The organism is Tistrella mobilis KA081020-065 (assembly GCF_000264455.2).
Lineage (GTDB): Bacteria > Pseudomonadota > Alphaproteobacteria > Tistrellales > Tistrellaceae > Tistrella > Tistrella mobilis.
In genome coordinates, this window is record NC_017956.1 from 3,156,652 (window position 1) to 3,181,754 (window position 25,103).

Sequence of the window (25,103 nt, forward strand, 5' to 3'; positions counted from 1 at the left end):
GATGATCGCCTTCTGGACCCGTTTCGCCCGCCACAAGGGGGCCGTGATCGGCCTAGTGGTGCTGGTGGCCCTGGTGGCGCTGGCCCTGCTGGCACCGCTGCTCTTCCCCGGCAGCCCCTGGACCATGGCCGGGCGCCCCTTCGCCCCGCCGATGACCGGCGGCTTCCTGCTCGGCTCCGATACGCTCGGCCGCGACCTTGCCGCGGGCATCGCCCATGGCGCCCGCATCTCGATGCTGATCGGCCTGGTCTCCACCCTGGTGACGGTGGGGGTCGGGGTCGTGATCGGCGCCACCGCCGGCTATTTCGGCGGCCGGGTCGACGACGCGCTGATGCGGCTGACCGAGCTGTTCCAGACCGTCCCCAGCCTGATCTTCGCGGTGGTGCTGGTCGCCATCCTCACCCCCTCCATCGCCTCGACCGTGGCGGCGATCGCGGCCGTCAGCTGGCCGCCGGTGGCCCGCCTGGTCCGGGCCGAATTCCTCAGCCTGCGCGGCCGAGAATTCGTGCTCGCCTCACGCATGGGCGGGCAGAGCGATCTGGTGATCATCTGCCGCCAGATCCTGCCCAACGCCATGGCGCCGATCATCGTTTCGGCCTCGCTGATGATCGCGACCGCGATCCTGATGGAAAGCGCAATCAGCTTCCTGGGCCTCGGCGATCCCGACCTCATGAGCTGGGGCTATCAGGTCGGCGCCGCCCGCACCGTAATCCGCCAGGCCTGGTGGATGAGCTTCTTCCCCGGAGTCGCCATCGTGCTGACCGTGCTTGCGCTCAACCTCGTCGGCGAAGGCCTGAACGACGCCCTCAACCCGCGCCTGGCGCGCCGGGGGCGGGTATGAGCGGCGCGCTGCTCTCGATCGAGGGCCTGACCATCCCGCTGCCCGAAGGGGCTGACCGCCCGCATGCGATCGAGGACGTGTCCTTCGACATCGGCCGCGGCGAGATCGTCTGCATCGTGGGCGAAAGCGGTTCCGGCAAGTCGATGTCGGCCAGCGCCGTGATGGGTCTGCTGCCCGAAGGTCTGACGCCCTCGGCCGGCCGGGTGGTCTTCGGCGGGCGCGATCTGCTGGGCCTTCCCGCCGCCGAACGCCGGCGGCTGCGCGGTGGCAAGGCCGCGATGATCTTCCAGGAGCCGATGACCGCGCTCAACCCGGTGATGACGGTCGGCGACCAGATCGCCGAGGCGCTGGTCGCCCACGGCATGCGCGACCGCGCCGCGATCCGCCGCCGGGTGATCGAGTTGCTGACCCGGGTCGATCTGCCGGACCCTGAGAAGATCGTGAAGAGCCACCCCTTCCGGCTCTCGGGCGGGCAGCGCCAGCGGGTGATGATCGCGATCGCACTTGCCAACGAACCCGACCTGCTGATCGCCGACGAACCGACCACGGCGCTCGACGTCACCACCCAGGCCCAGATCCTGGAGCTGATCCGCGAGATCCAGGCCCGCACCGGCATGGGGGTCATGTTCATCACCCATGATTTCGGCGTGGTGGCCGAAATCGCCCATCGGGTGGTGGTGATGTGTGCGGGCCGCGTGGTCGAACAGGGCACGGCCGACGAGGTGCTGAACCGGCCGCGCCATCCTTATACCATCAAACTGATCGGCGCCGTGCCGCGGCTGGAAGCGGCGGCCCCGCCGATCCCCGCCGATGCGCCGGTGGTGCTGGATGTGGCGGGGCTTGAGAAGGTCTATCGCGGCGAGCGCAGCCTGTTCTCGCGCGGATCCGGCCGCGAGGTCCATGCGGCGGACGATGTGACGCTGACCCTCAGGCGCGGCGAGGTGCTGGGCATCGTCGGCGAAAGCGGCTCGGGCAAATCGACCGTCGGCCGATGCCTGGTCCGGCTGATCGAGCCGGATGGCGGCCGGGTAATGCTGGATGGCACGGATATGATGGCGCAGGGCGCGCGCGGGCTGAAACAGGCGCGCGGCCGGATGCAGGTGGTCTTCCAGGACCCCTTCGCCTCGCTGAACCCGCGGCGCAAGGTCGGCGACATCATCTGCGAGGCGCCGCTTGCCCATGGCCGGCCGGCGGCCGAGGTGCGTCGGCGGATGTTCGAACTGCTGAAACTGGTCGGCCTGCCCGAGGCCGCGGCCGATCGCTGGCCGCATGAATTCTCGGGCGGCCAGCGCCAGAGAATCGGCATCGCCCGGGCCCTGGCGCTGGATCCCAAGGTGCTGATCGCCGACGAGGCGGTCTCGGCGCTGGATGTCTCGGTCCAGGCCCAGGTCCTGGCGCTGCTCGACGATCTGCGCACGCGCCTCGATCTCGCGATCCTGTTCATCACCCATGATCTGCGCGTGGCGGCCCGCATCTGCCACCGGGTGGCGGTGATGCGCCGCGGCCGCATCGTCGAAGAAGGGCCGACCGCCCGGGTCTTCGAGACCCCGTCCCACGACTATACCCGCGCGCTGCTGGCCGCGATCCCCGGACGGCACTGGACGGCACCCGCCGCCCCGGGCCAGGGCGATATCGCCGGCGCCGCGCTCGCGCAAGGAGGCTGACCCCATGGGCTTCACCATGGCAGAGAAGATCCTCGCCCGCGCTTCAGGCCGCGAGACGGTCCGGGCGGGGGAAGAGGTGCAGGCCCGGCCGGATTTCGTCCTCGCCTACGAGTTCCCGGGCTACACCGACCAGTTCTTCAAGATGATGGCCGAGGATTTCGGCCGCGACGCGCTCGATGCGCCCGAACGTTTCGCGATTTTCATCGACCATATGGTCCCCTCCTCGACCCCGGCCGAGGAACAGGTCCATCAGGCGACCCGCGACTGGTGCGCGAAAACCGGCGCCACGCTTTATGAACGCCGCGGCATCGGCCATCAGGTCTGCGTCGAGGAAGGCTATGCCGCCCCGGGCGCCTTCGTGGTGCATTACGACGGCCATGTCTCGCAGATCGGCGCCTATGGTGCGCTGGGCGTCAACCTGCCCCGGCGCACGCTGATCGAAGCCTTCGTGCGCTCGGGCGTCGACATCAAGGTGCCGGAGACGGTGCGGGTCGATATGACCGGGCAGTTGAAGCCGGGCGTGATGGGCCGCGACGTCATCCACCATCTGATCCGCCGCCTGGGGGTGAAGACCTGCCGGTTCGCGGTGCTGGAACTGGGCGGCCCCGCGGTGGCGACGCTCTCCGACGACGCGCTGCAGTCGATCGCCGGCCAGGTGATGTTCCTGGGGGCGCTCTCCTGCCTGGTCGACCTGCCCGACGACCGGCTGGCCGCCTCGGCCGCCCGCGGCCGGATCCGTCTGCCCGATCTGCGCAGCGATGCCGATGCGGTCTATCGCGAACGCATCGCCCTCGACCTCTCGGAACTGGGACCGATCGTGGTGGCGCCGCCCAGCCCCGCCGATACCCGGGATCTGGCGGAATTCGAGGGCCGGCCGGTCCAGGTGGGCTATCTCGGCTCCTGTGCCTCGGGCCGGATCGAGGATCTCAGGGTGGCGGCGAAGCTGCTCGAAGGCCGGCAGATCGCGCCGGGCTTTCAGCTCAACATCGTGCCGACCAGCAATGCGGTGATGGTCCAGGCCGCACGCGAGGGGCTGATCGCCACACTGGTCGAGGCCGGGGCCTTCATCAGCGCCGCCACCTGCGACTTCTGCTATGGCCGCATCGGCACCATGGCGCCGGGGCAGACGGCGGTTTCCACCGGTACGCTCAACGTTCCCGGCCGGATGGGCAGCACCGAGGCCGACATCTTCATCTGCAGCGCCGCCACCGTCGCCGCCTCGGCGCTTGCCGGCCGCATCACCGATCCACGCCGCCATCCGGAGTTCGCTCATGCCCTCTGATGCGCAGGACCTGAAGCTGCCGGCCATCCGCGGCCGGGTCGCCTGGGTGTTCGACCAGCCCGATTACGATGTCGACCAGATCGTGGGTGTGAAGAACATCAAGATCCAGGATCTGGATCAGCTGGCGGCGATCGCCATGGCCGATCAGGACCCGGACTTCGCCGCCCGGACCGCGCCGGGCGACGTGCTGGTCGCCGCCGACAATTTCGGCTACGGCCACCCGCATGCGCCGCCGATGCGGGCCATGCGCCATCTGGGCATCGCCGCAGTCATCGCCGAGGGTTTCGCCCCCACCTATTACCGCGGCGAGATGAGCCTGGGCTTCCCGCAGATCGCCTGCCCGGGGGTTCTGGGGCTGGCGCAGCGCGGCGACGAGCTGGAGATCGACTGGGACCGCCATCTGGTCGTCAACCACAGCCGCGGCCTGAGCCTGCCCTTCGAGCCGCCGAGCCCGGCCGAGCGCCGCCTGCTGGCCCTCGGCGGCCATCTGCCGGCACTCAAGGCCGCCCTAGGCGTCTGACCCACATAAAAAGCCTCAAGAGGAAACCCGCCCCATGTCCCTGACCACCCGCAAACGCCTGCGCGAAATGCTCGCCTCCGGCAAGACCGCCTGGTCGGCTGGCGCCTTCGATGCGGTCAGCGCGAAGCTGATCGAGGAAGCCGGTTTCGACGTCATGCTCTCGTCGGGTTTCGCCATTTCGGCGAGCCATCTGGGCGAGCCCGATGTCGAGCTTTACACCATGACCGAGAACCTGGCCGTGGTGCGCAACATGGTCCGCGCGACCTCGATCCCGCTGATCGCCGATGTCGATACCGGCTATGGCAATGCCATCAACGTGATGCGCACCGTCCGCGAGTTCGAGCAGGCGGGTGTCGCCGCCGTGATCATCGAGGATCAGGCCGTGCCCAAGCGCTGCCCGGCGATCGCCGACGTGCTGGAACTGGTGACGGTCGAGGAAGGCGAGGCCAAGATCCGCGCCGCCGTCGCCGCGCGCACCGATCCGGATCTGGTGATCGTGGCCCGCACCGATGCCGGCACCGAAGAGGAGACCATCGCCCGGGCAAAGCGCTATGCCGCTGCCGGCGCCGACATGATCCAGCCGATCAGCCGCGGCTTCACCGATCTCGACAGTCTGAAGCGGCTGAGGGATGCCGCCGGCGTGCCGCTCTCGTTGCAGATCATGCGCTGGTTGGAGACCGACCTCACCCCCGACCAGATCGAGGAAGTGGCCGGCATCGCGCATTATCCGCTGGTGGCGCTGCTGACCGCGACCGATGCGATGCGCCGCAATCTGGCGGCGGTCAGGGCCGCGCGCAGCACCCGCATCAACCTGCCGGTCGGCCAGACGCCGCTCGGCGACTTCAAGACCTTCATCGGCTTCGACCGGGTGATGGACCTGCAGGCGCAGTTCCTGACCGGCACCGAGCCCCGCTGACCGGGAACCCTGGTTCCGCCGATCACCTGAAACGCGCGCCGGCCTTGCGGTCGGCGCGCATCGCGTATAAGCCCAGAGAGGATATCGAGACCACATGCCGAGGGGAAAGCCCGCCATGGTCCAGGCGTCCGGCGCCGAAGCCGGCCTCCACGCCGCGGAACACGAGACCGACGGCCGCGACGAGCCGTCGCGCGGCGGCGTGCGGGCCGTGGAACGGGCGGTGCGCATCCTGCGCGCCTTCACCCCCGAACGTCCCTGGCTGACCCTGGCCGAAATCGCCGAGGCAGCCGTGGTCGACAAGGCCACCGCCCGGCGCATGCTGCTGACCCTGATCGGTATGGATCTGGTGGAGCAGGAACCGATCGGCCAGCGCTATGCGCTGGGGCTGGGCGTCGTGGCACTCGGCGCCTCGGTGCCGGTGACGGTGGATCTGCGCAATGTGGCCGCCCCGCATCTGGCCGGGCTGGCGCGTGAAACCCGCGCCATGGCCTTCCTGTCGATCCTGCGCGAGGACGGCGCGATGTGCATCGAGCGCAGCCACGGCAACCCGCCGGTCGATGTCCGGATCTGGAATGTGGGCGAAAGCCTGCCGGTGAACCGAGGTGCGGCGCCGCGGCTGCTGCTGGCGCATCTTGGCGCCGAAGAACGCGCCCGCCGCCTCGCCCGCCCGCTCGGCGCCGCGACCGCCCATACCCTGACGGCGCCGGCCGCGCTTGAAGCGGATGGCGCCCTGATCCGCGAGCGCGGCTGGGCGGTCGCGGTCGACGACATCGTCGAAGGCGTCTCCGCCCTGGCCGCCCCGGTCCGCGATGCCCGCGGCCGCGTCGCAGCCGCGGTCAGCGTCTCGGGCCTCACCCCCCAACTGATCGGCCAGGACGGCCAGCCGCTCACCGACGCCCTCACCCGGGTCCGCACGGCAGCGGCCGAGATCAGCCGTCAGTTGCAGGATATGCACTGGGCGCGGTGAAAATCATTATACCCGCACTGCGTCCCCGCGCTCGGGCGCGCCATGATGTTCCAGCAGATATCGCACCGCCAGCCCGATATGACGCGGAACCGGCTTGTTCTTTCGGTAATCAGCGACCAGCCGTCGCGACACCTCGAGGGCAGCGGCCATGCCTTCCAGCGTCATTCCCAGGTGATCCATCGCCCGCCGGAAATCCTCATTGTCGAACACCACCGGCGGCAATCTCGACAGCCACACTGCAGACAGCTCAAGATCTCCTCCCCATTCGATGGCGTTCCCCCATTCCGCAACCCGCATCGAGCGAAACAGCGCGTCGTCCTCTCGCAGGGGAATATAGATCCGGCGACTCGCCAGCACGGGTGCCAGATCAACAATTGTCGGCTCACCCGATACCCAGGTCAGACGTACCTTACGCCCGTCGAGCGGTTCCGCGGCCGCAAGACGCGGAAGTGGGGCTCCCGCAACGATCAGGTCATCTTTGATTGAGCCGCTCCCATTCATGCGCAAGAAGCTCCCGGTTATTCGCCGCCCATCTGGTGGCGATTTCATAGCTTCGCCCGTCAATCCGCCCCGCTATCACCGAAAAATCGGCAAGCTTGATCAGTGCCTCATAATCCGGTGTCAGAAGGTGAAAATGGGGCGGATTGTGATCATCAGCGAACATCTGGACCTTGAGATTCCCGAATCGCACGATAGTAGGCATTCATGGAATCTTCAGTCTTGAAATAGTGCACCCTGTGCATTATTTCAATGCCCAGCGGACCAGTGGCATATCCGGACGCTACAGGCCCCTCGCGTCGAGCCATTCCCATACCGAATGGTGAGCGATCAACTTTTAATTAAGTATCTCAAAAAATCACGCAATACATAAATAGAACTCGAACACATACGCGCGAATAATGATGCCATAAGTTTTATTTTCCCATGGGCCTACAACTTAACTTGCAAGCCCAAAAGAGGCGACTTCAGATCCGCACAATCACCTGAGACGTCTCGACGATACGCTGCAGGGTGTCCTGATCCAGGCCGCGGAACAGGCGGGCGTAATTGCTCAGGATCGAAGTTACCATATCGGCGCGCTGGTCGGGGCTGGCCGCAATGCCGCGATTGGCCAGCGTGCGTTCCACCGCCAGGATGACCATCCGCACCTCGGCCGGCGATACCAGGTCTGCGGCCCGTGCGTCGTCGGCCGTTTCCGATCCGGCCAGCAGCTGCCAGGCCTCGCACCCCACCGCGGTCGCGATCCGCCGGAGCGTCGCCTCGGTCAGGCCGGTGCGGCCGGTCTCAAGGCGATGCACGGCCTGCCGCGTCTGGCCGATCGCATTGGCCAGGGCCTCCTGCGTCAGCCCGGCGCGGTCTCTCATCTCGCGGATGCGGTTCGGCGGAATGCTCGTCATAGCAGGACTATGCGTGCCGTCCGCAACGAACGCGAGTGGCTGTATAGGGCTAGCTTCCGGAAGAATTCAGGCTTAAAAAGTTACATACACGTCGAGGCGAAAGCCCGAGTGCCCGATGGCACCGCCGGTGGCATCATGGCAGAAAACCAGCGGCCACCATGCCGGCATATCCAACCTTTCCGCGCGACACCGGGCGCGCAGGCGACAGGGGATGACGAAGCGCCATGCCCGCCAGACATCGGGAAACCGACACATCTCCAGCCGGGAATGACGCCTCAAAGGCGTCATCTAGAAAGGCCTGTCCCGTGACATCCCTTATCTCGGACTGGGCGCTTCTGTCCGGACACGCCATCCATGCTGCCACATTGGTGGCCCCGGAGGATGCTCTGACCGCAGCAATCGACGTACTGGACGCGGCCGTGACCCGCCGCGCACTGCAACTTACGCCGCGGTCCGCGGGCGGTGCCGCCTTGCAGGCGGAGATGATCGGCCGCTGCATTCGGGCAGCGGCCGCACCGGACGGGGCGGCGGAAGACCGTCGGCGCGCGCTGGAGCAGGCGGCCCAGGGACTGCGACACCTGACGGACTACCTGACCGGCCGGTGAACCGCCCGCTTCAGCTCCGGACCAGATTGACCCGATCCGCGCCCTTAAGGCCGAGCATGGCGCGGACATCCGCCGGCGTCGCCACCTCCAGCGACAGGGCTTCGAGGATGGTGCGGATGCGGCGGACCTGGACGGCGTTGGACGGAGCCAGCCCCTGACGGCCATCGTAGAGATTGTCTTCCAGCCCGACACGGACATGACCGCCCAGCGCCGCGCCGATGGTGATCAGCGGCATCTGGCGCCGGCCGGCCCCCAGCACCGAGAAAATATAGTCGGTGCCGAACAGGCGGTCGGCGGTCTGCTTCATGTGGAAGAGATGTGAGGCATCCCCGCCGATGCCGCCGAGCACGCCCAGCACGAATTGGATGAAAGGCGGATGCGGGATCAGGCCGCGGTCGCGGAAATGGGCGAGCGTGTAGAGATGGCCGACGTCGTAGCACTCGAATTCGAAGCGGGTGCCGCAGTCCTCGCCCAGACGGCGCAGGATGGCCTCGATATCGGCGAAGGTGTTCTGGAAGATCGAACTGCGCGTCGCCTCCAGCAGCTGCGGTTCCCAGGCGAACTGCCAATCCTGATAGCGGTCGGCCAGGGGGTGCAGGCCGAAATTCATCGAGCCCATGTTGAGCGAGCACATCTCGGGCGCGATCCGGAGCGCCGCTTCCAGGCGCTGCTCCAGCGTCATCAGCGAACTGCCGCCGGTCGAGATGTTGAGCACCGCATCGGTTGCGGCCGCGATCCGGGGCAGGAATTGCAGGAAGACCTCGGGATCGGGGCTGGGCCGGCCGTCCTTCGGGTCGCGGGCGTGAAGATGGAGGATGGCGGCCCCCGCCTCGGCCGCCTCGATCGCCTGGGCGGCGATGTCTTCGGGCCGCCAGGGCAGATGCGGGCTCATCGTCGGCGTGTGGATCGACCCGGTGACCGCGCAGGTGATGACGACCTTGGGCGCGGATCTGGTCCCGGCATCCCTGATCTGGACAGACATTGGGGGCTCCTCGATCGTCGGATAAACGGGGATATCAGGCGGAATGGGGCAGGTTCAGCTCGCGGGCGAGCGCGAGCAGGGTGTCGTCGAGGATCGCCATGATCTCGTCGATCTCGCCGGCCGTAACGATCATCGGCGGGCAGACCAGGAAATGATCGCCGTCGATGCCGCCCCGGGTGCGGCGGGAATAGATGATCAGCCCCCGTTCGAAGGCGAGGTCGACGACGCGGGCATGGGCGTTCAGCTCGCGCGGCAGCGTCGCCATGGTCTCGGGGTCTGAGACGAATTCGACCGCGAGCAGCAGGCCCTTGCCGCGCACATCGCCGATGAAAGGGAAGCGGGGCTTCAGCGCTTCGAGCCGCGCCTTGAGCAGGGCGCCCATCCGCGCCGCATTGCCCATCAGGTCATGGGCGTCGATCTCGTCCAGCACCGCGAGGCCCGCGGCCGATGCCAGCGGATTGCCGGCATAGGTGAAGCCGTGCTGGAAACCGCCGGCATCGAGCACCGGCCTGACCAGTTTTTCAGAGGCGATCATGGCGCCGAGCGGCACATACCCCGCCCCCAGCCCCTTGGAGAGCGCCACCAGATCAGGCGTGATGCCCCAATGGTCGCCGCCCAGATAGCGGCCGGTACGGCCGGCGCCCGACATTACCTCGTCATGGATCAGCAGCACGCCATAGCGGTCGCAGATCTCGCGGATGCGCGGATAGTAGGTATCGGGCGCGACCAGCGCCCCGGTGGAGGCGCCGCCGATCGGCTCCATGATGAAGGCCAGCACGGTTTCGGGGCCCTGGCGGCGGATTTCGTCTTCCAGCATGTCGGCGTAGCGCCGGCCACGAGCGGCCATGTCGAGCCCGTCGCGGTCGAGATAGGCGGTGGGCGCGGGGATCTTCGGCATCTCGTGCATCATCGGCGCGAAGGGCGCCGAGAAGGCGGCATGTCCGGTCACCGACAGGGCGCCGAGGGTGCTGCCGTGATAGGAGGGGAAGCGCGAGATCACCTTGAAGCGGCTGCCCTGGCCGGTCGCCACCGCATATTGCCGGGCGAGCTTCAGGCAGGATTCCACCGCTTCCGAGCCGCCCGAGACGAAGAACACCCGGTCGAGCCCGGCCGGGCAGCGATCGGCGAGCGCCGCGGCCAGACGTTCGGCCGGCTCGTTCTCGAAATGCAGGCGATAGATGAAGGTCGCGGCCTCCATCTGCCGCTTCATCGCCTCCAGCACCCGCGGATTGCCATGGCCGATATTGACCACCATGGCGCCGCTGGAACCGTCGATCACCCGGCGACCGGTCTCGTCCCAGATGTAGATGCCCTCGGCACGGCTGGCGAGCGGCCGGCGCAGGCGGGCCTGATAGAACAGATGCGAAGGCGGCCGGTTGTCGCCGGCGGCGGGGGCTGCAGGGGTGGCCATGGGGGCAGGCTCCGGGAAAGGACGGATTCCGGGGGGTGAAAAACGTCAGCGGGGGGTGAGATAACGGTCGAGGATGTTGGCGGTGACCCGCTCGACCATCGGATCCTGGCGGAGCAGGCCCGCCACCCATTCGCAGCTGCCGGCATGGAAGACCTCGCCGGCCCCGCGTCGGAAGTTGACGATGGCGCCCGAGCCGCGCTTGACCCGCTCGACGGCGGCAGGGTCGTCGCCGCCCGCCAGGATGCCGGCCACGAACCGGGCATCGGCATCGGACAGGAACTGGTCGTCGGCGGGGATGTCGGCCGATTCCTCGATCAGTGACGACAGGCCCAGCGCCAGGATCTGCAGCCCATCGGGCACTTGTGCACCGGGGGCCGGTTCGGGCAGGCCGTTCTGGATGACGTAGTCGAGCCCGTCGACCTCGTAGCCGAAGACGTGGGAATCGGCCCCCAGCAGGTCGCCGTAATAGAGCCCTGTGCCGGCAAAGGCCCAGTGCTCCGGCCGGTAGACCGGAAAGCCCCGCACGCCGCGGGGCGCGCAGCCACCCCAGCCGACATAGAGGCCGCGGGTGGCATCCAGTCCGAAGGTCATCGCACCGGGGCGACCGATCTCTGCCGCTTCCCACGAGGTGGTGATCCGGGGGGTGCCGGCGAGCGGATCTTCAGCACGGGCCCGGTATTTGTAGCAGACCTGGGTGCGGCCTTCGTCTTCCAGCCGGGTCTGCCACATGAAATTGCCGGCAAAGCGCGCGACCCGGCCGCCGGCCTCGACATAGGCATCGACGGCATCGCGCATCTCTGCCGTCCAGTACTCGTCATGACCGACGAAGACCACGCAGTCGTAACGCGACAGGATTTCGGGCCGATCATGCAGATCGTGCTGGCTGGCGAGGTCTACGGCATAGCCGGCGCGCTCCGCCCAGCGGAAGAAATGGCCATCGTAAGAGGCCCAGCCGGCCGAGGCATACTTCTTCGAATGGCCGGTCGCATAGGCCCATTCCATATGCGGGTAGCGCGGCGGCATGGCCGGCGGCACCGGCACCTCCAGCGGCACCCGCGGCGCCTCGGGCGGCAGGACCACGAAGCCGCGGCAGAAGGGCCGCTGCAGGCTGACCCGCGGGGCATACTGATTGCGCTCGGGCCCCGTGATGCCCTGATAGTGGTTGGATCCGCCCCAGGTGTTATAGGCGGTCCAGGTTCCGGTGGCGGCGATCTGCAGCACCCGGCCCGGCAGGCGATGCTGGCCTGCGGCGGTGACGATGAACAGATGGTGGCAGGTGATCGGCGCCCCGTCGGCCCCTTCGCCCGTGGCCGTCACCCGATAGGCGCCGGATCGCCAGCCCGCCGGTATGACCAGCCGATGGGCGACGGGCCAGCCGCAGCCGGTCACCGAGCACTGATCGGGGGCGTCGTGATGGCCGGCGGTCAGGCCCTCTTCGACATGCACCAGTTCGAGTGCCGCGCCGTCGCGGGCAATCTCCAGCCGCCAGTTGGCCGAGGTCGACGAGACGTGGAAAGCGACGGTGTCGCCGGGGGCATAGGAGAGCCGGTCGGTATAGCACCAGATCTCCCCTCGGGCGCCATCCATGCCAGGGTATTCATAGGTATGACCGAGTACGGCGATGCGCCGCTGGGCGGCGGTCAGGCCGTAATCCGGCCAGCCGGCGACATCGGGGGCGGCGGCATCGGGGGCGGCGGCGGTACCGAGGGGGGCGTTCATGGCCGTGATCCCGTCATGCGAGGTATTTGCGCAGGAAGCCGCGGGTGCGCTCCTGCCGGGGGTTGCGGAAGATCTCGGCCGGCGGTCCCTGCTCCACCACCACGCCGCCATCCATGAACAGCACCTCGTCGGCGACCTCTTCGGCGAAACGCATTTCGTGGGTGACGATCAGCATGGTCATGTGCTCGGCCGCGAGCTGCTTCATCACCAGATTGACCTCGTCGACCAGTTCGGGATCGAGCGCCGAGGTCGCCTCGTCGAACAGCATCACTTTGGGCCCCATGGCGAGCGCGCGGGCGATGGCGACCCGCTGCTTCTGCCCGCCCGACAGCCGGGCTGGATGGGTGTCCATGCGGTCGGCGAGGCCCACCTTCGCCAGCTGGTCCCGCGCCACCTCGCGCGCCTCGGCCTCGCTCATGCCCTTGAGCAGGGTGAGCGCCAGGGTGACGTTGCGCCCGACCGTCAGATGCGGGAACAGATTGAAGTGCTGGAACACCATGCCCATCTGCTGGCGCACCGCATTGATGTGCCGTTCGAAGGCCGCCCCGGTGAGCGGCGCGTTCACCTGGACGCCGTCGAGGAAGATCTCGCCCTCGTTCAGCGTCTCCAGATGATTGATCGACCGCAACAAAGTGCTCTTCCCCGAGCCGCTCGGGCCGATGATCGCGATGATCCGGCCACGGTCGACGGTCAGGTCGATGCCCTTCAGCACCTCGAGCGCGCCATAGCGCTTGTGGGCATTGCGGACCTCGACCATGGGCCGGGGGGCGGAGGAGCTGGTCGTCGTCATCGCGTCGCCTCCACGCGCTTCTCGATCAGGCGCAGGCCCGCTTCGAGCATCAGGTTCAGGACGTAATAGAGCGCGGCCGCGACGATGTAGAACTCGAAGGGCCGGAAGGTCTCGCTGATCGCAAGCTGGGCGGCATGGACCAATTCGGCGACGCCGATCACCGAGACCAGAGCCGATTCCTTCAGCAGCGCGATCAGGTTGTTGCCGATCGGTGGCACCACCGAGCGCACCGCCTGGGGCACGATCACATGGCGGAAGCTCTGATAGCGGCTGAGCCCCAGGCTGCGCGCGCCCTCGTTCTGGCCGGGGTCGACGGCGGTGATGCCGGCGCGGATGACATCGGCGTTGTAGACCGCGAAATGCAGGCCGAGGCCGATGATGCCGGCGACCAGAGCCGGCACGTCGATGCCGATCTGCACCAGGCCGAAATAGATCAGAAACAGCTGCAACAGCAGCGGCGTGCCCATGAACAGCCAGGCGAAACCGCGCACCGGCAGGCGGATGAACCAGGGCGCGTACATGGTGGCGACGGCGAAGCCGATGCCGCCTGCAAAACTGACCGCAGCCGCCGCAACCGTCAGCACCGCCGTCCAGAGGGCGCCTGTCAGGATCAGGTCGGCATAGGGCGGCACGACCGAGAAATCGAGGCCCTCCATCTCAGCGCCCCCCGTCGATGGCGAAGCGCCGGTCGAGCCAGCCGATGGCCTGAAGCGCCACCCAGATCATCACCATGTAGAACAGCGCCGCGATCGCGAACATCTCGAACGGCTTGTATGTGGAGCCGATATAGCGCTGGGCGGTGTAGGTCAGTTCGACCAGAGAAATGGCCGATACCAGCGCCGAGCCCTTGATCAGGGCGATGGTGTTGACGCCGAGCGGCCGGATCATCAGCCGGGCGGCCTGGGGCAGGATCACCCGGGTCATGGTCTGGCCGCGGCCGATGCCCAGGCTGCGCGCGGCCTCGGTCTGGCCGCGATCGACGGCGAGGATCGCGCCCCGGATCGATTCGGTCATATAGGCCCCGATATTGATGCCGAGCCCGATGACACCGGCCGCGAACGGGTCCAGCTCGATCCCGATCTGCGGCCCGCCGAAATAGAGCACGAACAGCTGAATGAGGCAGGGCGTGCCGCGGAACAGGCTGACATAGGCCCCGCCGGCATACCGGATGACGGCGACACGCGACAGCCGCGCCGCAGCACCGCATGCCCCCATGGCGAGGCCCAGGACCAGCGCCAGAACCGAAATCTGCACCGTGATCCAGGCGGCTTCCGCAAAGAAGGGGAAGACCCGGATCATCAGGTCGACATCCATGGGTTCCGTCTCCCGATGGCATAGGCTCCGCCCCCGGAAGGGGCGCGCAGGATGCGCGGGAGGGGGCGCCTCCCGCGCGACGGATCAGCGGATGTCGGCGCCGACCCACTCCATCGAGATCTTCTCGTAGGTGCCGTCGGCCATCATCCCGTCCAGCGCCGTCTGCATGGCGGCGTGGAGATCGGGGTTGTTCTTGCGGATGGCGATGCCGATCGCGACTGCACCGCCCTCGATGTCCGGCGTGTCGAGCTGACGCAGCTTCTCGCCGTTTTCCTTGATCGCGACCCGGACGGGGATGTTGTCGTTCACGATCGCCTGCACCCGGCCGGCCTTCAGCTCCAGCAGCAGTTCGGGCAGGCCCTTATAGGTGCGCACCGACCAGCCGTTCTGGGTGCGGGCCCATTTCTCGTGGGTTTCGCCCAGGGTGACGCCGACGGTCTTGCCCTTGAGATCGGCCAGGGTCTTCACGTCGGAGGCCTCGGTCACGAAGACCGCACGGCCGGCGTGATAATAGGGGCCGACGAAATCCACCACCTTCTCGCGCTCGGGCGTGATGGTCATGCTGCCGACGATGGTGTCGTATTTCTTCGCCAGCAGACCGGCCAGGATGCCGTCCCAGGCGGTGGTGACAATCTCACCCTCGACGCCGATGCGCTTCGCGATCTCGCGGCCGATCGCCGCATCGAAGCCGACCACCTCGTTGCGGTCGTTGACGAAGTTGAAGGGCGGGTAGGCGCCGCTCATGGCGATCTTCATCACGCCGTCGTCCTTGATCTTCGCCAGATCATCGGCCGCGGCGACACCGGCGCCCATCACCAGCGCGACGCCGGCGGCAAGCACGCCCGTCCAGAAACGCTTCATTGTCGTGGTCTCCCTCGAGATCTGCGGCCGGGTCCCTGTTCCCCCGCGCGGGCCCCGGTTCCGCCCAGGTCCTCGCCGCCGCGTCACCTCATGCTCGCGGATGCCGAGACCATTGATCAAATAGATAATGAAAATGTAAAACATAGTTCTGAAGAATGATCTGCGGGGTCCGATGAAAAAGCACGAAGCCCAGCGCCTGGCCTGGGACCTGGACTGGAACCTGCTGCGCACCTTCATGGTGGTGGTGGAGGAACGCGGCATCACGGCGGCGGCCGAGCGGCTGGGGCTGAAGCAGCCCACGATCAGCAACGCGCTGGCGCGGCTGGAACGGCGGCTCGACCGCCGGCTGATCGAGCGCAAGCCCAATGTCTTCGAGGTCACCCGCGCCGGCCAGCTGCTCTACGCCGATTGCGTTGAGATCTTCGGTACGGTCTCACGCCTGCCGATCCGGTTGCGCGATGTGAAGGAAGATGTGACCGGCCATGTCCTGATCGCGGTGGCGAGCCACATCGCCTCGCCGCTGTTCGACGAGGCGCTGTCGGATTTCCATGCCCGCCATCCCAGGGCGACCTTCGGCATCCAGGTGATGACCAGCCTGGACGTGGCGACAGCGGTCGCCCAGAAACGCGCCGCCTTCGGCCTGTGCCTGGTGCACACCCAGGACCCCAGGCTGGACTACCGGGTGTTCTATCGGGAATTCTTCGGCTTCTTCTGCGGCCCGACCCACCGGCTCTATGGCCGCACCGGGCTGGCGCTGGAAGATCTGCGCGGCGAGACCTCGGTGTCGTTCCAGACCGATCATACCTCCGACGCGCTGCGCCCGGTGGCGCTGCTGCGCGCCCGGGCCGGCGTCGACGAAGAAGTGGTCGGCGTGTCGTCGAGCCTGGAAGAGGTGCGCCGGATGATCACCGCCGGGCTCGGCATCGGCCCCTTGCCCCTGCATGTGGTCCGCCGCGACGTCCGCGACGGCCTGCTCTGGCGGCTGCCGCCCTATCAGGACCCGCCGGCGATCGACATCCACCTGGTCTTCAACCCGCAGGCCAGCCTGAACCGCGCCGAGGCCGGGCTGCTGGCCCTGCTGTGCGAACGGGTCGAGGCCCTGCCACTGCCGGCACGGACCTATGGGCCGGAGTGAGGGGTGTCTTGAGACTGAACAAGATGGGGCGATGGCCCGAAGCGGCTCTCTCAAGGAACGCCCGGTTGGCCGTATTGCACGATCTTCTGTCCGCATCTCGCGCGCACGAGCCGGACGGCCGTGAAAGAATATTCATCAGATCTTCACGGCATTCGAGTTCATCACCCCATGTCAAGCTCGGCAGGAACCACATCAACGGCGCCGGGGCCCGACACGGCTATGCCGTCACAGCCTCGGGCATGGCCTCTCAGACTGGCGCCATGGCTGGCCTGTGCCCTTGCCATCGCCGCGGTCGTTTACGTGACCTGGAACTGGAATGCCTGGACAGGCAGCCGTCCGATCCAGTCGACGCAAAACGCCTTCGTGAAGTCAGATCCCGTCATCCTGAGCGCGCGCGTGAGCGGCTATGTTCGACAGCTCCCCGTCACGGACTACCAGACCGTCAGAGCCGGAGACGTGATCGCCGAGATCGAGAGCGATGCCTATGCGATCGGCGTAAGAAGCGCTGGAGCGGCGCTGGCGAAGGCGCGGGCGGTGCTCGCCAATCTGGACAATGAAGAAGCGCAGCAACGTGCTGTAATAGCGCAGGCGAGGGCGTCGCTTCGTGGTCGCGAGGCCAACCTTGTCGAAGCCCGGCGCGACTATGTCCGGCAGTCCCGGCTTGTGGAAAAAGGGGCCGTCTCCCGTAAATCGTTCGGCGACGCCGAAGCGGCGCTGGCGTCCGCAACGGCGTCCCGCGACACCGAAGCGGCAGCCCTCGGCCTTGCGCAACGGGGGCTGGACACGCTGTCGGGACAGCGCGCTCAGCTTGTGGCGGATCGGGATGCGGCGGCCGCGTCTCTCGCCCTGGCAAAGCTGGATCTGCACCACACCCGAATTGTGGCTCCCTTTGATGGCGTCCTCGGGCGGCGTGACATTCAGGTCGGCAGCCTGGTGGGATCCGGAACAGAGATCATCACGATCGTGCCGCGCGTCCCTGCCTATGTCATCGCGAACTACAAGGAGACCCAGCTCAGGAACGTTCAGCCCGGACAACCCGTCGAAGTCATCGTCGATGCCCTTCCTGATCATCGTTTCCGTGGGCGCGTCGAGCAGAGTTCTCCGATGAGCGGCAACGAGTCGTCGATCGTTCCGACGGACAACGCAACGGGCAACTTCACAAAGGTGGTGCAGCGTATCCCGGTGCGCATAGAGCTTGCCCCCGGACAATCCGGTCTTGATCGTCTGCGCGCCGGCATGTCGGTCGAGACGCGGATCGATACCCAGGACGCTCGGGTGGCCGCCTATTCCCGTCAGCGGCCTGAGGGGGCGGATCGGGCCCATGCCGATGCCCGGCAATAGATCACTCTCCGTCGGCCGGTTTTTCCTCCCGGCTCGTCTCCCGAACCCGGCTCTGACGGTAACGGCCGTTTTCCTCGGGGCCTTTCTCACGACCTTCCAGGGACGCCTGTTCTCCATGTCGCTCGCGGATTTGAGAGGGCAGTTCGGCCTTGATGTCATCGAGAGTGCCTGGCTGAGCACGACGGCGAATGCGGCCCAGCTGCTGACGATGCCCGTCACCGTCTGGCTGTCCCTGATCTTCGGACCGGCGCGGGTCATCATCGTCCCGAGCCTGTGTCTCGCCCTGGCGACGTTGGTGATACCCTTCGTGCAGGGCTACGAATTGCTCCTTGTCCTGCATCTCGTCATGGGCCTGTGCCTGGGCGTGTATCTGCCGCTGACGATTTCGTTGGCACTGCGGAGCCTGAAGCCGCAATTCTGGCTGCTGGCGATGGCGGTCTACAGCCTGCGGGTTTCCTTCGGGACCGATATCGGGGTGAAGATCTCCGGGATCTATGTCGATGTGATCGACTGGCGGTGGGTCTACTGGACCGCATCGATCGTCGGCCCGCTGATCGCGTTCACAGCCTGGAAGGCGCTGCCGATCCCCCCTGTGGACCGCGGAAAACTGCGGGAAACCGATTGGGGAGGCATGGCCATGTTCTGCCTGAGCCTGGCGATGTTGTTTGCCGGCTGCTCGCTCGGTGAAACCCTGGGATGGTTCAGCTCGGGGATCGTGACAGCCTGCCTGGGGGCGGGCGCCATCCTGCTCGCCATCTCCGTCGCCAACATCCTCCTCAACAGGGAGGCTTTCGTCGATGTCACGCCGCTCGCCAATCACAATGTTCGCACGGCACTGCTGATCGCCTGTCTCTATGCGGTGCTGATGGCACCGACCTCTCTTCTCGTTCCGAATTTCCTTGCCGCAATCGGCAAGCTGAAACCTCTCCAGACCGGGACCGCCTCCCTGATGGTATTTGCGACCTATCTGGTCCTGACACCGACGGCAGTCTGGCTTGCCAGGCGTGTGGATGCCCGCCTTCTTCTGATCGCCGGCCTGACTATCATCACCTTCACTTCGGCCTGCTGCGGGGCGCATATCAGCAACGAGTGGCGAACGGATCAGTATCTGCCGGCTCTGATCCTGTTCGCCGCCGGTGAATGCCTGACGCTGATGGGGCTCATTCCGATCATCGTCGTCAACATGAACCCACTGCACGCAGTCGCCATCGGATTTTATGCCCCCCTGGCACGGCTTTTTGCACCGGGCATCGCGAGTGGTCTGATGTCTGCGGCCTTGCGGATTTCCGCAGATACCCACGGGGCCATGTTGAAAGCGGGTGTGGAAACCGGAGACCCCGCCGTGCTCCAGCGCGCGGCCCTGGGGAGCATCTCCAACATCGCCCTGATCATAAACCGGGAAGCGACCGTGCTATCCTATATCGATGGCTTTTATCTCGTCTTCTGGGTCGGAATTCTTGCCTTGCTGTTGTCTGCGACCTTGAAGACTGCACCGGTCAACCCACTGACGCCACCGAGATCCAATTGAGGTGTGTTTATGAGTATGCCGGCCCCTCCCTCTCATGACTATCCGGATACGATTGCGCGCCCCGTCCTCGGCCTGAAAATCGAACTCGCCTTTGCCGGCGAAACGGAGCCCCACAAGCACCGCAAGGACCAGTTGCTGTATGTCATTGAAGGCCTCATCACGGTTGAGGCTGCCGATGGTGTGTGGACCGTCCCGCCGCAATGCGCCATCTGGATTCCAAGCGGCGTCCCCCATTTCGCCCGGGCGACCGGTCAGGTATCGATCGGCAATCTGTATGTCGAGCCCGACCAGAGCCGCAGTCAGCGGTCGGATTGCGGGATCCTGTTCGTTCAGCCCCTCCTGCGCGAATTGATCCTGCGTTTCGTCAATGAACCGTACAGAGGCCCGGAGGGAGATATCCGGGAGATGCGGCTGGCATCGGTCCTTATGGATGAACTCGAAAGAGCGCCGGTGGAGCCGCTGCGCCTTCCCATACCTACAGACCGGAGATTGAAGCGGCTGGTGGAGACGCTGATCGGCGATCCGTCACTCAGGCTCAATCTGGAAGAATGGGGTGCGCGCGTCGGCGCGAGCAATCGCACGCTGACGAGGCTGTTCCAGCGTGAGACCGGCATGTCATTCGGCCGGTGGCGGCAGCAGCTGCATGTCGGTCTGGCCCTCCAGAGGCTGGCGGATGGCGACTCGGTGACGACGATCGCCATCGACCTCGGCTATGAGAGTCCAAGCGCGTTCATCGCCATGTTCCGACGGATGCTCGGCACGACCCCGGCCCGCTATCTGACGGTGACGGCGACGGACACGAGCGGCGGTCGCAAAGAGGATGTCATCCACATCTGCGGCGACCGATGCCCTCACAACAAGAAGCGACCTGCGAGCAATGTCGTGCCGCTTTCACGCACCCGAAGCACCGGTTGAAGCTGGTATGCTGTCCCGCCCGGTGCCGGTTTCCAGAGCCTTGCCGCCGCCGCAGCGGGTCTCAGGCCATCAGGCGAGCTTGGTCAGATGCGCATCCATCAGCTTCCACAGCGGGTCCGCCGCCTCGATCGGGCCCATATGGCCGCAGGGGTCGAGCAGTTCGAAGCGGGCGCCGGGGATGGCGGCGGCGATGGCGCGGCCGGCTTCGGGGGGTGATCCGACATCCTGGGCGCCCGAGGCGACCAGCGTCGGCACCTTCACACCCGGCAGTTTCGCCCCCATCGCCAGCCCCTTGATGGCATGGGCGGCCGCGATAAAACCCTCGGGCGGGGTGGTGCGGATGATGGCGGCCACCTGATCCAGCGCCGAGGGGGCGAGATCGCGGAAAGCCGGGGTGAACCAGCGCTCCAGCGTGGCATCGACCTGGCCGTCCATGCCCTGGTCGCGCACGGCCGCGATGCGGGCGTCCCACATCGCCTGTGCCTCGTCCGGCACGTCGGACACGGTGCAGACCAGGGTCAGGCTGCGCAGCCAGGCCGGGTTGCGCACACCCAGCACCTGCCCGATCATGCCGCCGATCGACACCCCGGCGAAATCGGCCCGGGTGATGCCCAGCGCCGCGACCACCTGCTCGACATCATCGGCCAGCCGATCGAGGGTCTGGGGGGTTTCGGTGGTGGATGCGCGCACGCCGCTCATGCCATGACCGGCGATGTCGATGGCGACGATCCGCCGGCTGGCGCGCATCGGTGCGGCCACCAGATCCCAGACCGTATGGTCGACTGCCAATGCATGGACCAGCACCAGGGCCGGGCCTTCGGGGTTCCCCGACTGCTCGACGGCGATCTCCACGCCATCATCCATGGCGATGTTCTGCATCATGGGGGCCGTTCTCCGACGGTTCAGATCATCTCATGATTGCATGATCCGGCGCCGGGCGTCGAGCCCGCCCTGCATCACCGCATGCAGCACGAAGATCCCCTGCCTTGACGCCCGTCACCGGCTGCGCCACATAAGCGGAATTGCCGGATCCGGGCCCCTCTGGCGATCGAGGCGTCGGTCGTGATGTCGGATCCCTCACCCATTTCGCGCTAGGACGCAGCGCAACCGCGATCGAGGGGTGATCGCGTGTTCCCCGAAACATCATCAATCCTGCCGGCGGAGATCGTCTCCGCGGCAAGCCTCAGCATGGCGGGACATCCGCTGTGGCAGTGGGGCCTGTTCGTCGCCCTGGTCGCAGGTCTGCTCGCCTTCGACCTGGGCGTCCTCAACAAGCGCGACCGCGAGATCGGCGTGCGCCAGAGCCTGGTGCTCTCAACCTTCTACATCGCCGCCGGTCTGGGCTTCGGCGGCTTCGTCTGGTGGTCGTCGGGCGGCACGGCCGCCATGGAATACGCCACGGGCTTCATGCTCGAAAAGACGCTCGCGATGGACAATGTCTTCGTCATCGCGACCATCTTCGCGGCGCTTGCCATCCCCCGGCATCTGCAACACCGGGTGCTGTTCTGGGGCATCCTGGGCGCGATCGTGCTCAGGGCCTTCATGATCGGCATCGGCGCGGCGCTGGTGCATGAATTCCACTGGATCCTGCTCTTCTTCGGCGCCTTCCTGATCTGGGGCGGCATCAAGATGCTCAAGGATGGCGGCGACCCGCCGGACTTCACCCAGGGCATCTTCATGCGGCTGCTGAAAAAGGCGATGCCGGTGACGCCCCAGCTGCACGGCCACGACTTCACCGCGCGACTGCCCGACGACAAGGGCCGTCTCCGGCGTCATGCGACGCCGCTGCTGGTGGCCCTGCTGCTGATCGAGACGGCGGATGTCGTCTTCGCGGTGGACAGCGTGCCGGCGATCTTCGCCGTCACCACCGATCCGTTCATCGTCTATACCAGCAACATCTTCGCGATCCTGGGCCTGCGCGCGCTCTATTTCGCGCTCGCCGCCATGATCCACCGCTTCCACGATCTCAAATACGCGCTGTCGATCATCCTGGTGTTCATCGGCGCTAAGATCTTCTGGACCCAGTTCATCGGCAAGCCGCCGGCGGAGCTGTCGCTGATCGTCACCTTCGCCCTGATCGTCGGCGGCATCGCGGTCTCGATGGTCCGCAGTCGCGGCGCAGGGCGGGCACAGAAGCCCAGCCCGCAACGCTAGCCGTCTTCAACCCTGATCCGTCTGCGGCCTCGCCGCCGCAGACGGCTGGGGCTTCGGCTCTGGCCGCGGCTTCATCGGATCGATCCGGCCCTGCAGGGCCGGCACCAGCGGCGCCGGATCGACCGCGACCTCTTTCCAGAACACGCCCCAATGCAGATGCGGGCCCGTGGCCCGGCCGGTCATCCCGACCCGGCCGATGGCATCGCCCGCCTTGACCAGCTGGCCGGGCGCGATCAGCGTCTCGGACAGATGCGCGAAGATCGAGGTCACGCCCTGGCCGTGATCGATCATGATCGTGCCGCCGGTGTACCAGAGATCCGGCATCACCAGCACCACCCTGCCACCCGCCGGCGCCAGCACCGGCGTGCCCTCGGGCGCCGCCAGGTCGAGCCCGCGATGGGGGCTGCGCGGCGTGCCGTTCAACACCCTCTGGCTGCCGAACACGCCCGAAATCCGCCCCTCGACCGGCAGGCGGAAGCCCTTGGTCGCGATCTCGAAGCCGATGATGCCGTCATCCGATGCGGCACGGGCATTCAGGATCAGCTCGCGCTCGTGACGCAACCGGTCCTGAAGCTCGGGATCCGGCGTCACCTTGGGCGGCGGCAGGCCGTCGATCCGCTCGATCGCCCAGTCCCGCGCGGCCACCGTCACCCGCCGCTCCAGCGTGGCGCCATGGGGCGCGCGGGCGACCAGATCGGCCGTGGCGGCATCCCGCCCGATGCCGAAGACGAAGCGGCCGGCATCGTCGACCCGGGCCGGCACGCCGTCGACCGTCACCTGCCAGCCCTTGGGCACCCGCCCGAGATTGAGACTGCCCTGGCTTGCCGGCCCCTCGATCCGGATCGCCGGTGCTTCGGCCGTGGGGGGATCCTGGAGCGGTGCCGGCATTGCGGGCGGCTGGCCAGCATTGGTCTGGCCAGGATCCGAGGCCCGGGTCTGGGCCGGTGCGATGCCCCCCAGCATCAGCAGTACCGGCAGCGCACAGGCCGTGCCACGCAGAAGAAGGGAGTTCAGGGGCATGAGGGAGAACCCTTTCCGTCGACGATCCTGCCCAAAGGCTTGCGGGCTGCGGGTGCGCATTCAGAAGAGGTCGGGCTGGGCTGCCGGGCCGCGGCTGCGGCCGCGCCGGCGCGGGGCTGCGGGGCCCGCCTCGGGCGGCGGCGGCACGCCGCCCTCTCCCGATGCCTGCACATCCACCCGTCCGTCGGCGAAGACCAGGGCCAGGGCCTGGCCGGGGCTGACCGCCGCCGCCCGGGTGACCGGCTGACCGGTACCGCCGGTCGCGTCCACCGTCTCGACCAGCGCGAAACCGCGCGCGAGTGCCCGGCGGTAGGAATAGCTTTCCAGCAGCGCGCCCTGCGCCTCCAGCCGCTCTGCCAGCCGCTGCAGCTTCAGCCGGGGGCCGGTATCCAGGCGGGCGCCCAGCCCGTCCAGCCGCTCGCGGCCGAGCCGGCCGACCCGGATGGCCGCCCCGGGCGAAAGCCCCGCCGCCACCCGGTCCAGCCGGGCCCGGGCGCGGTCCTGAACCCGGCCCATCACGGCCTCCAGCCGCTGCCCTGTCAGGTCCAGCCGGCCGGCCGCCTCGGCGAAACGCTCGCCCGGGCTCTTCAGCCGGGCCGACAACTCGCGCACGCGGGCCGCGCGGCGCTCCAGAACCCGGTCGATGCCGGCATCCAGCCGCTCGGCCCGATCATCCAGGCGCTGGGTGGCGGCATCGATCAGGCTCTGCGGCCTGGGCAGGCCGCGGGCAAGGCCGGCGGTGCGTTCGCTGCCGCGCTCGATCAGCCGGAAGGCGGCAGCGGGCAGGCGGGCACCCAGATCGCCCAGTTCCAGCAGCAGTTCGCCCAGCACCGGCACCGCCTTCTCGGCGGCGGCGGTCGGCGTGGGCGCGCGCAGATCGGCTACGAAATCGATCAGCGTGGTGTCGGTCTCGTGCCCCACCGCCGAAATCAGCGGGATCGTGCAATCGGCTGCGGCACGGACCACGCTCTCCTCGTTGAAGGCCATCAGATCCTCAATGCTGCCGCCACCGCGGGCGACGATCAGCAGATCGGGGCGCGGCACCCGGTCGCCCGGGCCCAGGGCATCGAAACCGCGGATGGCCGCGGCCACCTGCTCGGCGGCGCCCAGCCCCTGAACCATCACCGGCCAGAGGATCACCCGACGCGGGAAGCGATCGGCCAGGCGGTGAAGAATGTCGCGGATCACGGCACCGGTCGGCGAGGTGATCACGCCGATCACCTCGGGCAGGAAGGGCAGCGGCTGTTTGCGGCCGGCATCGAACAGGCCTTCGGCGGCAAGCCGGCGGCGGCGCTCTTCGATCAGCGCCATCAGCGCGCCGGCGCCGGCGGGCTCCATCTGCTCCACCACCAGCTGGTATTTGGACCGGCCCGGATAGGTGGTCAGCCGCCCGGTCGCCACCACCTCCAGCCCGTCTTCGGGCTTGAAGCCCAGCCGCATGGCGGCCCCCCGCCAGACCACCGCGTCGATCAGCGCGTCCTCGTCCTTCAGGGCCAGATAGCAATGGCCGGACGCGGCCCGCTTGAAACCGCTGATCTCGCCCCTGACCCGGACGGCGGCGAAGCGGCTTTCGACCGTGCGCTTCAGTTCGCCCGAAATCTCGCTCACGGTATAGACCGGCAGGTTGTGGCCGCCCGTGGCCGTCTCTGCGCCCGGATCACGCTGGCGGAAGGGGCGGTCGGTATCGAAGGGCAGGCGGCTCAAGGCATCGGCTCCGGATCGGACTGCGGGACGGGGCATG

Annotated in this window: 25 protein-coding genes; 12 read left to right on the plus strand and 13 right to left on the minus strand. The window is 67.4% G+C overall.

The window, feature by feature from the left end; all coding sequences use genetic code 11:
- Position 1 precedes the first annotated feature (1 nt).
- The 6 genes from TMO_RS14360 to TMO_RS14385 all read left to right on the plus strand — a co-directional run bounded on the left by TMO_RS14360 (position 2) and on the right by TMO_RS14385 (position 6,190).
- Entirely contained in the window at positions 2–841 is an 840-nt protein-coding gene (locus TMO_RS14360; RefSeq protein WP_014746364.1) for an ABC transporter permease, read from the plus strand.
- Entirely contained in the window at positions 838–2,505 is a 1,668-nt protein-coding gene (locus tag TMO_RS14365; RefSeq protein WP_014746365.1) for an ABC transporter ATP-binding protein, read from the plus strand. The genes TMO_RS14360 and TMO_RS14365 overlap by 4 nt, the downstream gene beginning before the upstream one ends.
- A gap of 4 nt (positions 2,506–2,509) precedes the next feature.
- On the plus strand, positions 2,510–3,787 hold the full coding sequence (locus TMO_RS14370) for a 3-isopropylmalate dehydratase large subunit (protein WP_014746366.1): 1,278 nt from the start codon (positions 2,510–2,512) through the stop codon (positions 3,785–3,787).
- On the plus strand, positions 3,777–4,307 hold the full coding sequence (locus tag TMO_RS14375) for a 3-isopropylmalate dehydratase (RefSeq protein ID WP_014746367.1): 531 nt from the start codon (positions 3,777–3,779) through the stop codon (positions 4,305–4,307). Before TMO_RS14370 ends, TMO_RS14375 begins: the two co-directional genes overlap by 11 nt.
- A gap of 34 nt (positions 4,308–4,341) precedes the next feature.
- Positions 4,342–5,223, plus strand: a complete 882-nt coding sequence (locus tag TMO_RS14380; RefSeq protein WP_014746368.1) for an isocitrate lyase/PEP mutase family protein — start codon at positions 4,342–4,344, stop codon at positions 5,221–5,223.
- 115 nt (positions 5,224–5,338) lie between these two features.
- Positions 5,339–6,190, plus strand: a complete 852-nt coding sequence (locus TMO_RS14385) for an IclR family transcriptional regulator (RefSeq protein ID WP_014746369.1) — start codon at positions 5,339–5,341, stop codon at positions 6,188–6,190.
- A 6-nt stretch (positions 6,191–6,196) separates the two neighbouring features.
- On the opposite strand, the gene TMO_RS31250 is transcribed toward TMO_RS14385, so the two are convergent.
- The 3 genes from TMO_RS31250 to TMO_RS14400 form a co-directional block, all read right to left on the minus strand.
- On the minus strand, positions 6,197–6,691 hold the full coding sequence (locus TMO_RS31250; protein WP_187297785.1) for a DUF2442 domain-containing protein: 495 nt from the start codon (positions 6,689–6,691) through the stop codon (positions 6,197–6,199).
- Positions 6,663–6,854, minus strand: a complete 192-nt coding sequence (locus tag TMO_RS14395; RefSeq protein ID WP_014746371.1) for a DUF4160 domain-containing protein — start codon at positions 6,852–6,854, stop codon at positions 6,663–6,665. Before TMO_RS14395 ends, TMO_RS31250 begins: the two co-directional genes overlap by 29 nt.
- A gap of 301 nt (positions 6,855–7,155) precedes the next feature.
- Entirely contained in the window at positions 7,156–7,554 is a 399-nt protein-coding gene (locus TMO_RS14400) for a helix-turn-helix domain-containing protein (RefSeq protein WP_187297786.1), read from the minus strand.
- A 338-nt stretch (positions 7,555–7,892) separates the two neighbouring features.
- Here TMO_RS14400 and TMO_RS14405 point away from each other — a divergent pair, with 338 nt between their 5' ends.
- Positions 7,893–8,192 (plus strand): hypothetical protein, encoded by a 300-nt coding sequence (locus tag TMO_RS14405; RefSeq protein WP_041604992.1) that lies wholly within the window; start codon positions 7,893–7,895, stop codon positions 8,190–8,192.
- A gap of 10 nt (positions 8,193–8,202) precedes the next feature.
- Here the strand turns inward: TMO_RS14405 and TMO_RS14410 are convergent, their stop codons facing one another.
- The 7 genes from TMO_RS14410 to TMO_RS14440 form a co-directional block, all read right to left on the minus strand.
- Positions 8,203–9,174, minus strand: coding sequence for a 3-keto-5-aminohexanoate cleavage protein (locus tag TMO_RS14410; RefSeq protein ID WP_014746374.1), 972 nt, complete (start codon positions 9,172–9,174; stop codon positions 8,203–8,205).
- 34 nt (positions 9,175–9,208) lie between these two features.
- Complete coding sequence (locus tag TMO_RS14415) at positions 9,209–10,585, minus strand: aspartate aminotransferase family protein (protein ID WP_014746375.1); 1,377 nt, start codon at positions 10,583–10,585, stop codon at positions 9,209–9,211.
- Between the two features lie 45 nt (positions 10,586–10,630).
- Entirely contained in the window at positions 10,631–12,304 is a 1,674-nt protein-coding gene (locus TMO_RS14420; RefSeq protein WP_014746376.1) for a N,N-dimethylformamidase beta subunit family domain-containing protein, read from the minus strand.
- Positions 12,305–12,317: 13 nt separating this feature from the next.
- Positions 12,318–13,061 (minus strand): amino acid ABC transporter ATP-binding protein, encoded by a 744-nt coding sequence (locus TMO_RS14425; RefSeq protein ID WP_041606473.1) that lies wholly within the window; start codon positions 13,059–13,061, stop codon positions 12,318–12,320.
- Between the two features lie 29 nt (positions 13,062–13,090).
- Positions 13,091–13,750 (minus strand): amino acid ABC transporter permease, encoded by a 660-nt coding sequence (locus tag TMO_RS14430; RefSeq protein ID WP_014746378.1) that lies wholly within the window; start codon positions 13,748–13,750, stop codon positions 13,091–13,093.
- A gap of 1 nt (position 13,751) precedes the next feature.
- Positions 13,752–14,408 (minus strand): amino acid ABC transporter permease, encoded by a 657-nt coding sequence (locus TMO_RS14435; protein WP_014746379.1) that lies wholly within the window; start codon positions 14,406–14,408, stop codon positions 13,752–13,754.
- Between the two features lie 84 nt (positions 14,409–14,492).
- On the minus strand, positions 14,493–15,269 hold the full coding sequence (locus TMO_RS14440; RefSeq protein ID WP_014746380.1) for an ABC transporter substrate-binding protein: 777 nt from the start codon (positions 15,267–15,269) through the stop codon (positions 14,493–14,495).
- Positions 15,270–15,441: 172 nt separating this feature from the next.
- Here TMO_RS14440 and TMO_RS14445 point away from each other — a divergent pair, with 172 nt between their 5' ends.
- From TMO_RS14445 to TMO_RS14460, 4 genes are all read left to right on the plus strand, one after another.
- Positions 15,442–16,404 carry a LysR family transcriptional regulator gene (locus TMO_RS14445; RefSeq protein ID WP_014746381.1) on the plus strand — a complete coding sequence of 321 codons (963 nt, stop codon included), beginning with the start codon at positions 15,442–15,444 and terminating at the stop codon, positions 16,402–16,404.
- 300 nt (positions 16,405–16,704) lie between these two features.
- Complete coding sequence (locus tag TMO_RS14450; RefSeq protein ID WP_228382230.1) at positions 16,705–17,745, plus strand: HlyD family secretion protein; 1,041 nt, start codon at positions 16,705–16,707, stop codon at positions 17,743–17,745.
- Positions 17,726–19,273 (plus strand): MFS transporter, encoded by a 1,548-nt coding sequence (locus TMO_RS14455; RefSeq protein ID WP_228382231.1) that lies wholly within the window; start codon positions 17,726–17,728, stop codon positions 19,271–19,273. Before TMO_RS14450 ends, TMO_RS14455 begins: the two co-directional genes overlap by 20 nt.
- Before the next feature lie 9 nt (positions 19,274–19,282).
- Positions 19,283–20,188: an AraC family transcriptional regulator gene (locus tag TMO_RS14460; RefSeq protein WP_014746384.1), complete on the plus strand. Its 906-nt coding sequence runs from the start codon at positions 19,283–19,285 to the stop codon at positions 20,186–20,188.
- 69 nt (positions 20,189–20,257) lie between these two features.
- On the opposite strand, the gene TMO_RS14465 is transcribed toward TMO_RS14460, so the two are convergent.
- Positions 20,258–21,070, minus strand: coding sequence for an alpha/beta fold hydrolase (locus TMO_RS14465; RefSeq protein ID WP_014746385.1), 813 nt, complete (start codon positions 21,068–21,070; stop codon positions 20,258–20,260).
- Positions 21,071–21,376: 306 nt separating this feature from the next.
- Here TMO_RS14465 and TMO_RS14470 point away from each other — a divergent pair, with 306 nt between their 5' ends.
- The gene (locus TMO_RS14470) at positions 21,377–22,342 is read left to right on the plus strand and encodes a TerC family protein (RefSeq protein ID WP_041604993.1); all 966 of its coding nucleotides are present in this window, start codon (positions 21,377–21,379) and stop codon (positions 22,340–22,342) included.
- Positions 22,343–22,348: 6 nt separating this feature from the next.
- Here TMO_RS14470 and TMO_RS14475 read toward each other — a convergent pair whose 3' ends face one another.
- Complete coding sequence (locus TMO_RS14475) at positions 22,349–23,362, minus strand: M23 family metallopeptidase (RefSeq protein WP_014746387.1); 1,014 nt, start codon at positions 23,360–23,362, stop codon at positions 22,349–22,351.
- 60 nt (positions 23,363–23,422) lie between these two features.
- Entirely contained in the window at positions 23,423–24,985 is a 1,563-nt protein-coding gene (gene xseA, locus TMO_RS14480) for an exodeoxyribonuclease VII large subunit (RefSeq protein ID WP_041606484.1), read from the minus strand.
- Between the last annotated feature and the right edge of the window lie 118 nt (positions 24,986–25,103).

Excerpts from the sequence above, each read along its gene's own strand:
- TMO_RS14360 (WP_014746364.1), top strand. The coding sequence starts at position 2 with ATGATCGCCTTCTGGACCCGTTTCGCCCGCCACAAGGGGGCCGTGATC.
- TMO_RS14365 (WP_014746365.1), top strand. The coding sequence starts at position 838 with ATGAGCGGCGCGCTGCTCTCGATCGAGGGCCTGACCATCCCGCTGCCC.
- TMO_RS14370 (WP_014746366.1), top strand. The coding sequence starts at position 2,510 with ATGGGCTTCACCATGGCAGAGAAGATCCTCGCCCGCGCTTCAGGCCGC.
- TMO_RS14375 (WP_014746367.1), top strand. The coding sequence starts at position 3,777 with ATGCCCTCTGATGCGCAGGACCTGAAGCTGCCGGCCATCCGCGGCCGG.
- TMO_RS14380 (WP_014746368.1), top strand. The coding sequence starts at position 4,342 with ATGTCCCTGACCACCCGCAAACGCCTGCGCGAAATGCTCGCCTCCGGC.
- TMO_RS14385 (WP_014746369.1), top strand. The coding sequence starts at position 5,339 with ATGGTCCAGGCGTCCGGCGCCGAAGCCGGCCTCCACGCCGCGGAACAC.
- TMO_RS31250 (WP_187297785.1), bottom strand. The coding sequence starts at position 6,691 with ATGAATGGGAGCGGCTCAATCAAAGATGACCTGATCGTTGCGGGAGCC.
- TMO_RS14395 (WP_014746371.1), bottom strand. The coding sequence starts at position 6,854 with ATGTTCGCTGATGATCACAATCCGCCCCATTTTCACCTTCTGACACCG.
- TMO_RS14400 (WP_187297786.1), bottom strand. The coding sequence starts at position 7,554 with ATGAGAGACCGCGCCGGGCTGACGCAGGAGGCCCTGGCCAATGCGATC.
- TMO_RS14410 (WP_014746374.1), bottom strand. The coding sequence starts at position 9,174 with ATGTCTGTCCAGATCAGGGATGCCGGGACCAGATCCGCGCCCAAGGTC.
- TMO_RS14415 (WP_014746375.1), bottom strand. The coding sequence starts at position 10,585 with ATGGCCACCCCTGCAGCCCCCGCCGCCGGCGACAACCGGCCGCCTTCG.
- TMO_RS14420 (WP_014746376.1), bottom strand. The coding sequence starts at position 12,304 with ATGAACGCCCCCCTCGGTACCGCCGCCGCCCCCGATGCCGCCGCCCCC.
- TMO_RS14425 (WP_041606473.1), bottom strand. The coding sequence starts at position 13,061 with ATGGTCGAGGTCCGCAATGCCCACAAGCGCTATGGCGCGCTCGAGGTG.
- TMO_RS14430 (WP_014746378.1), bottom strand. The coding sequence starts at position 13,750 with ATGGAGGGCCTCGATTTCTCGGTCGTGCCGCCCTATGCCGACCTGATC.
- TMO_RS14435 (WP_014746379.1), bottom strand. The coding sequence starts at position 14,408 with ATGGATGTCGACCTGATGATCCGGGTCTTCCCCTTCTTTGCGGAAGCC.
- TMO_RS14440 (WP_014746380.1), bottom strand. The coding sequence starts at position 15,269 with ATGAAGCGTTTCTGGACGGGCGTGCTTGCCGCCGGCGTCGCGCTGGTG.
- TMO_RS14445 (WP_014746381.1), top strand. The coding sequence starts at position 15,442 with ATGAAAAAGCACGAAGCCCAGCGCCTGGCCTGGGACCTGGACTGGAAC.
- TMO_RS14455 (WP_228382231.1), top strand. The coding sequence starts at position 17,726 with ATGCCGATGCCCGGCAATAGATCACTCTCCGTCGGCCGGTTTTTCCTC.
- TMO_RS14460 (WP_014746384.1), top strand. The coding sequence starts at position 19,283 with ATGAGTATGCCGGCCCCTCCCTCTCATGACTATCCGGATACGATTGCG.
- TMO_RS14465 (WP_014746385.1), bottom strand. The coding sequence starts at position 21,070 with ATGATGCAGAACATCGCCATGGATGATGGCGTGGAGATCGCCGTCGAG.
- TMO_RS14470 (WP_041604993.1), top strand. The coding sequence starts at position 21,377 with ATGGCGGGACATCCGCTGTGGCAGTGGGGCCTGTTCGTCGCCCTGGTC.
- TMO_RS14475 (WP_014746387.1), bottom strand. The coding sequence starts at position 23,362 with ATGCCCCTGAACTCCCTTCTTCTGCGTGGCACGGCCTGTGCGCTGCCG.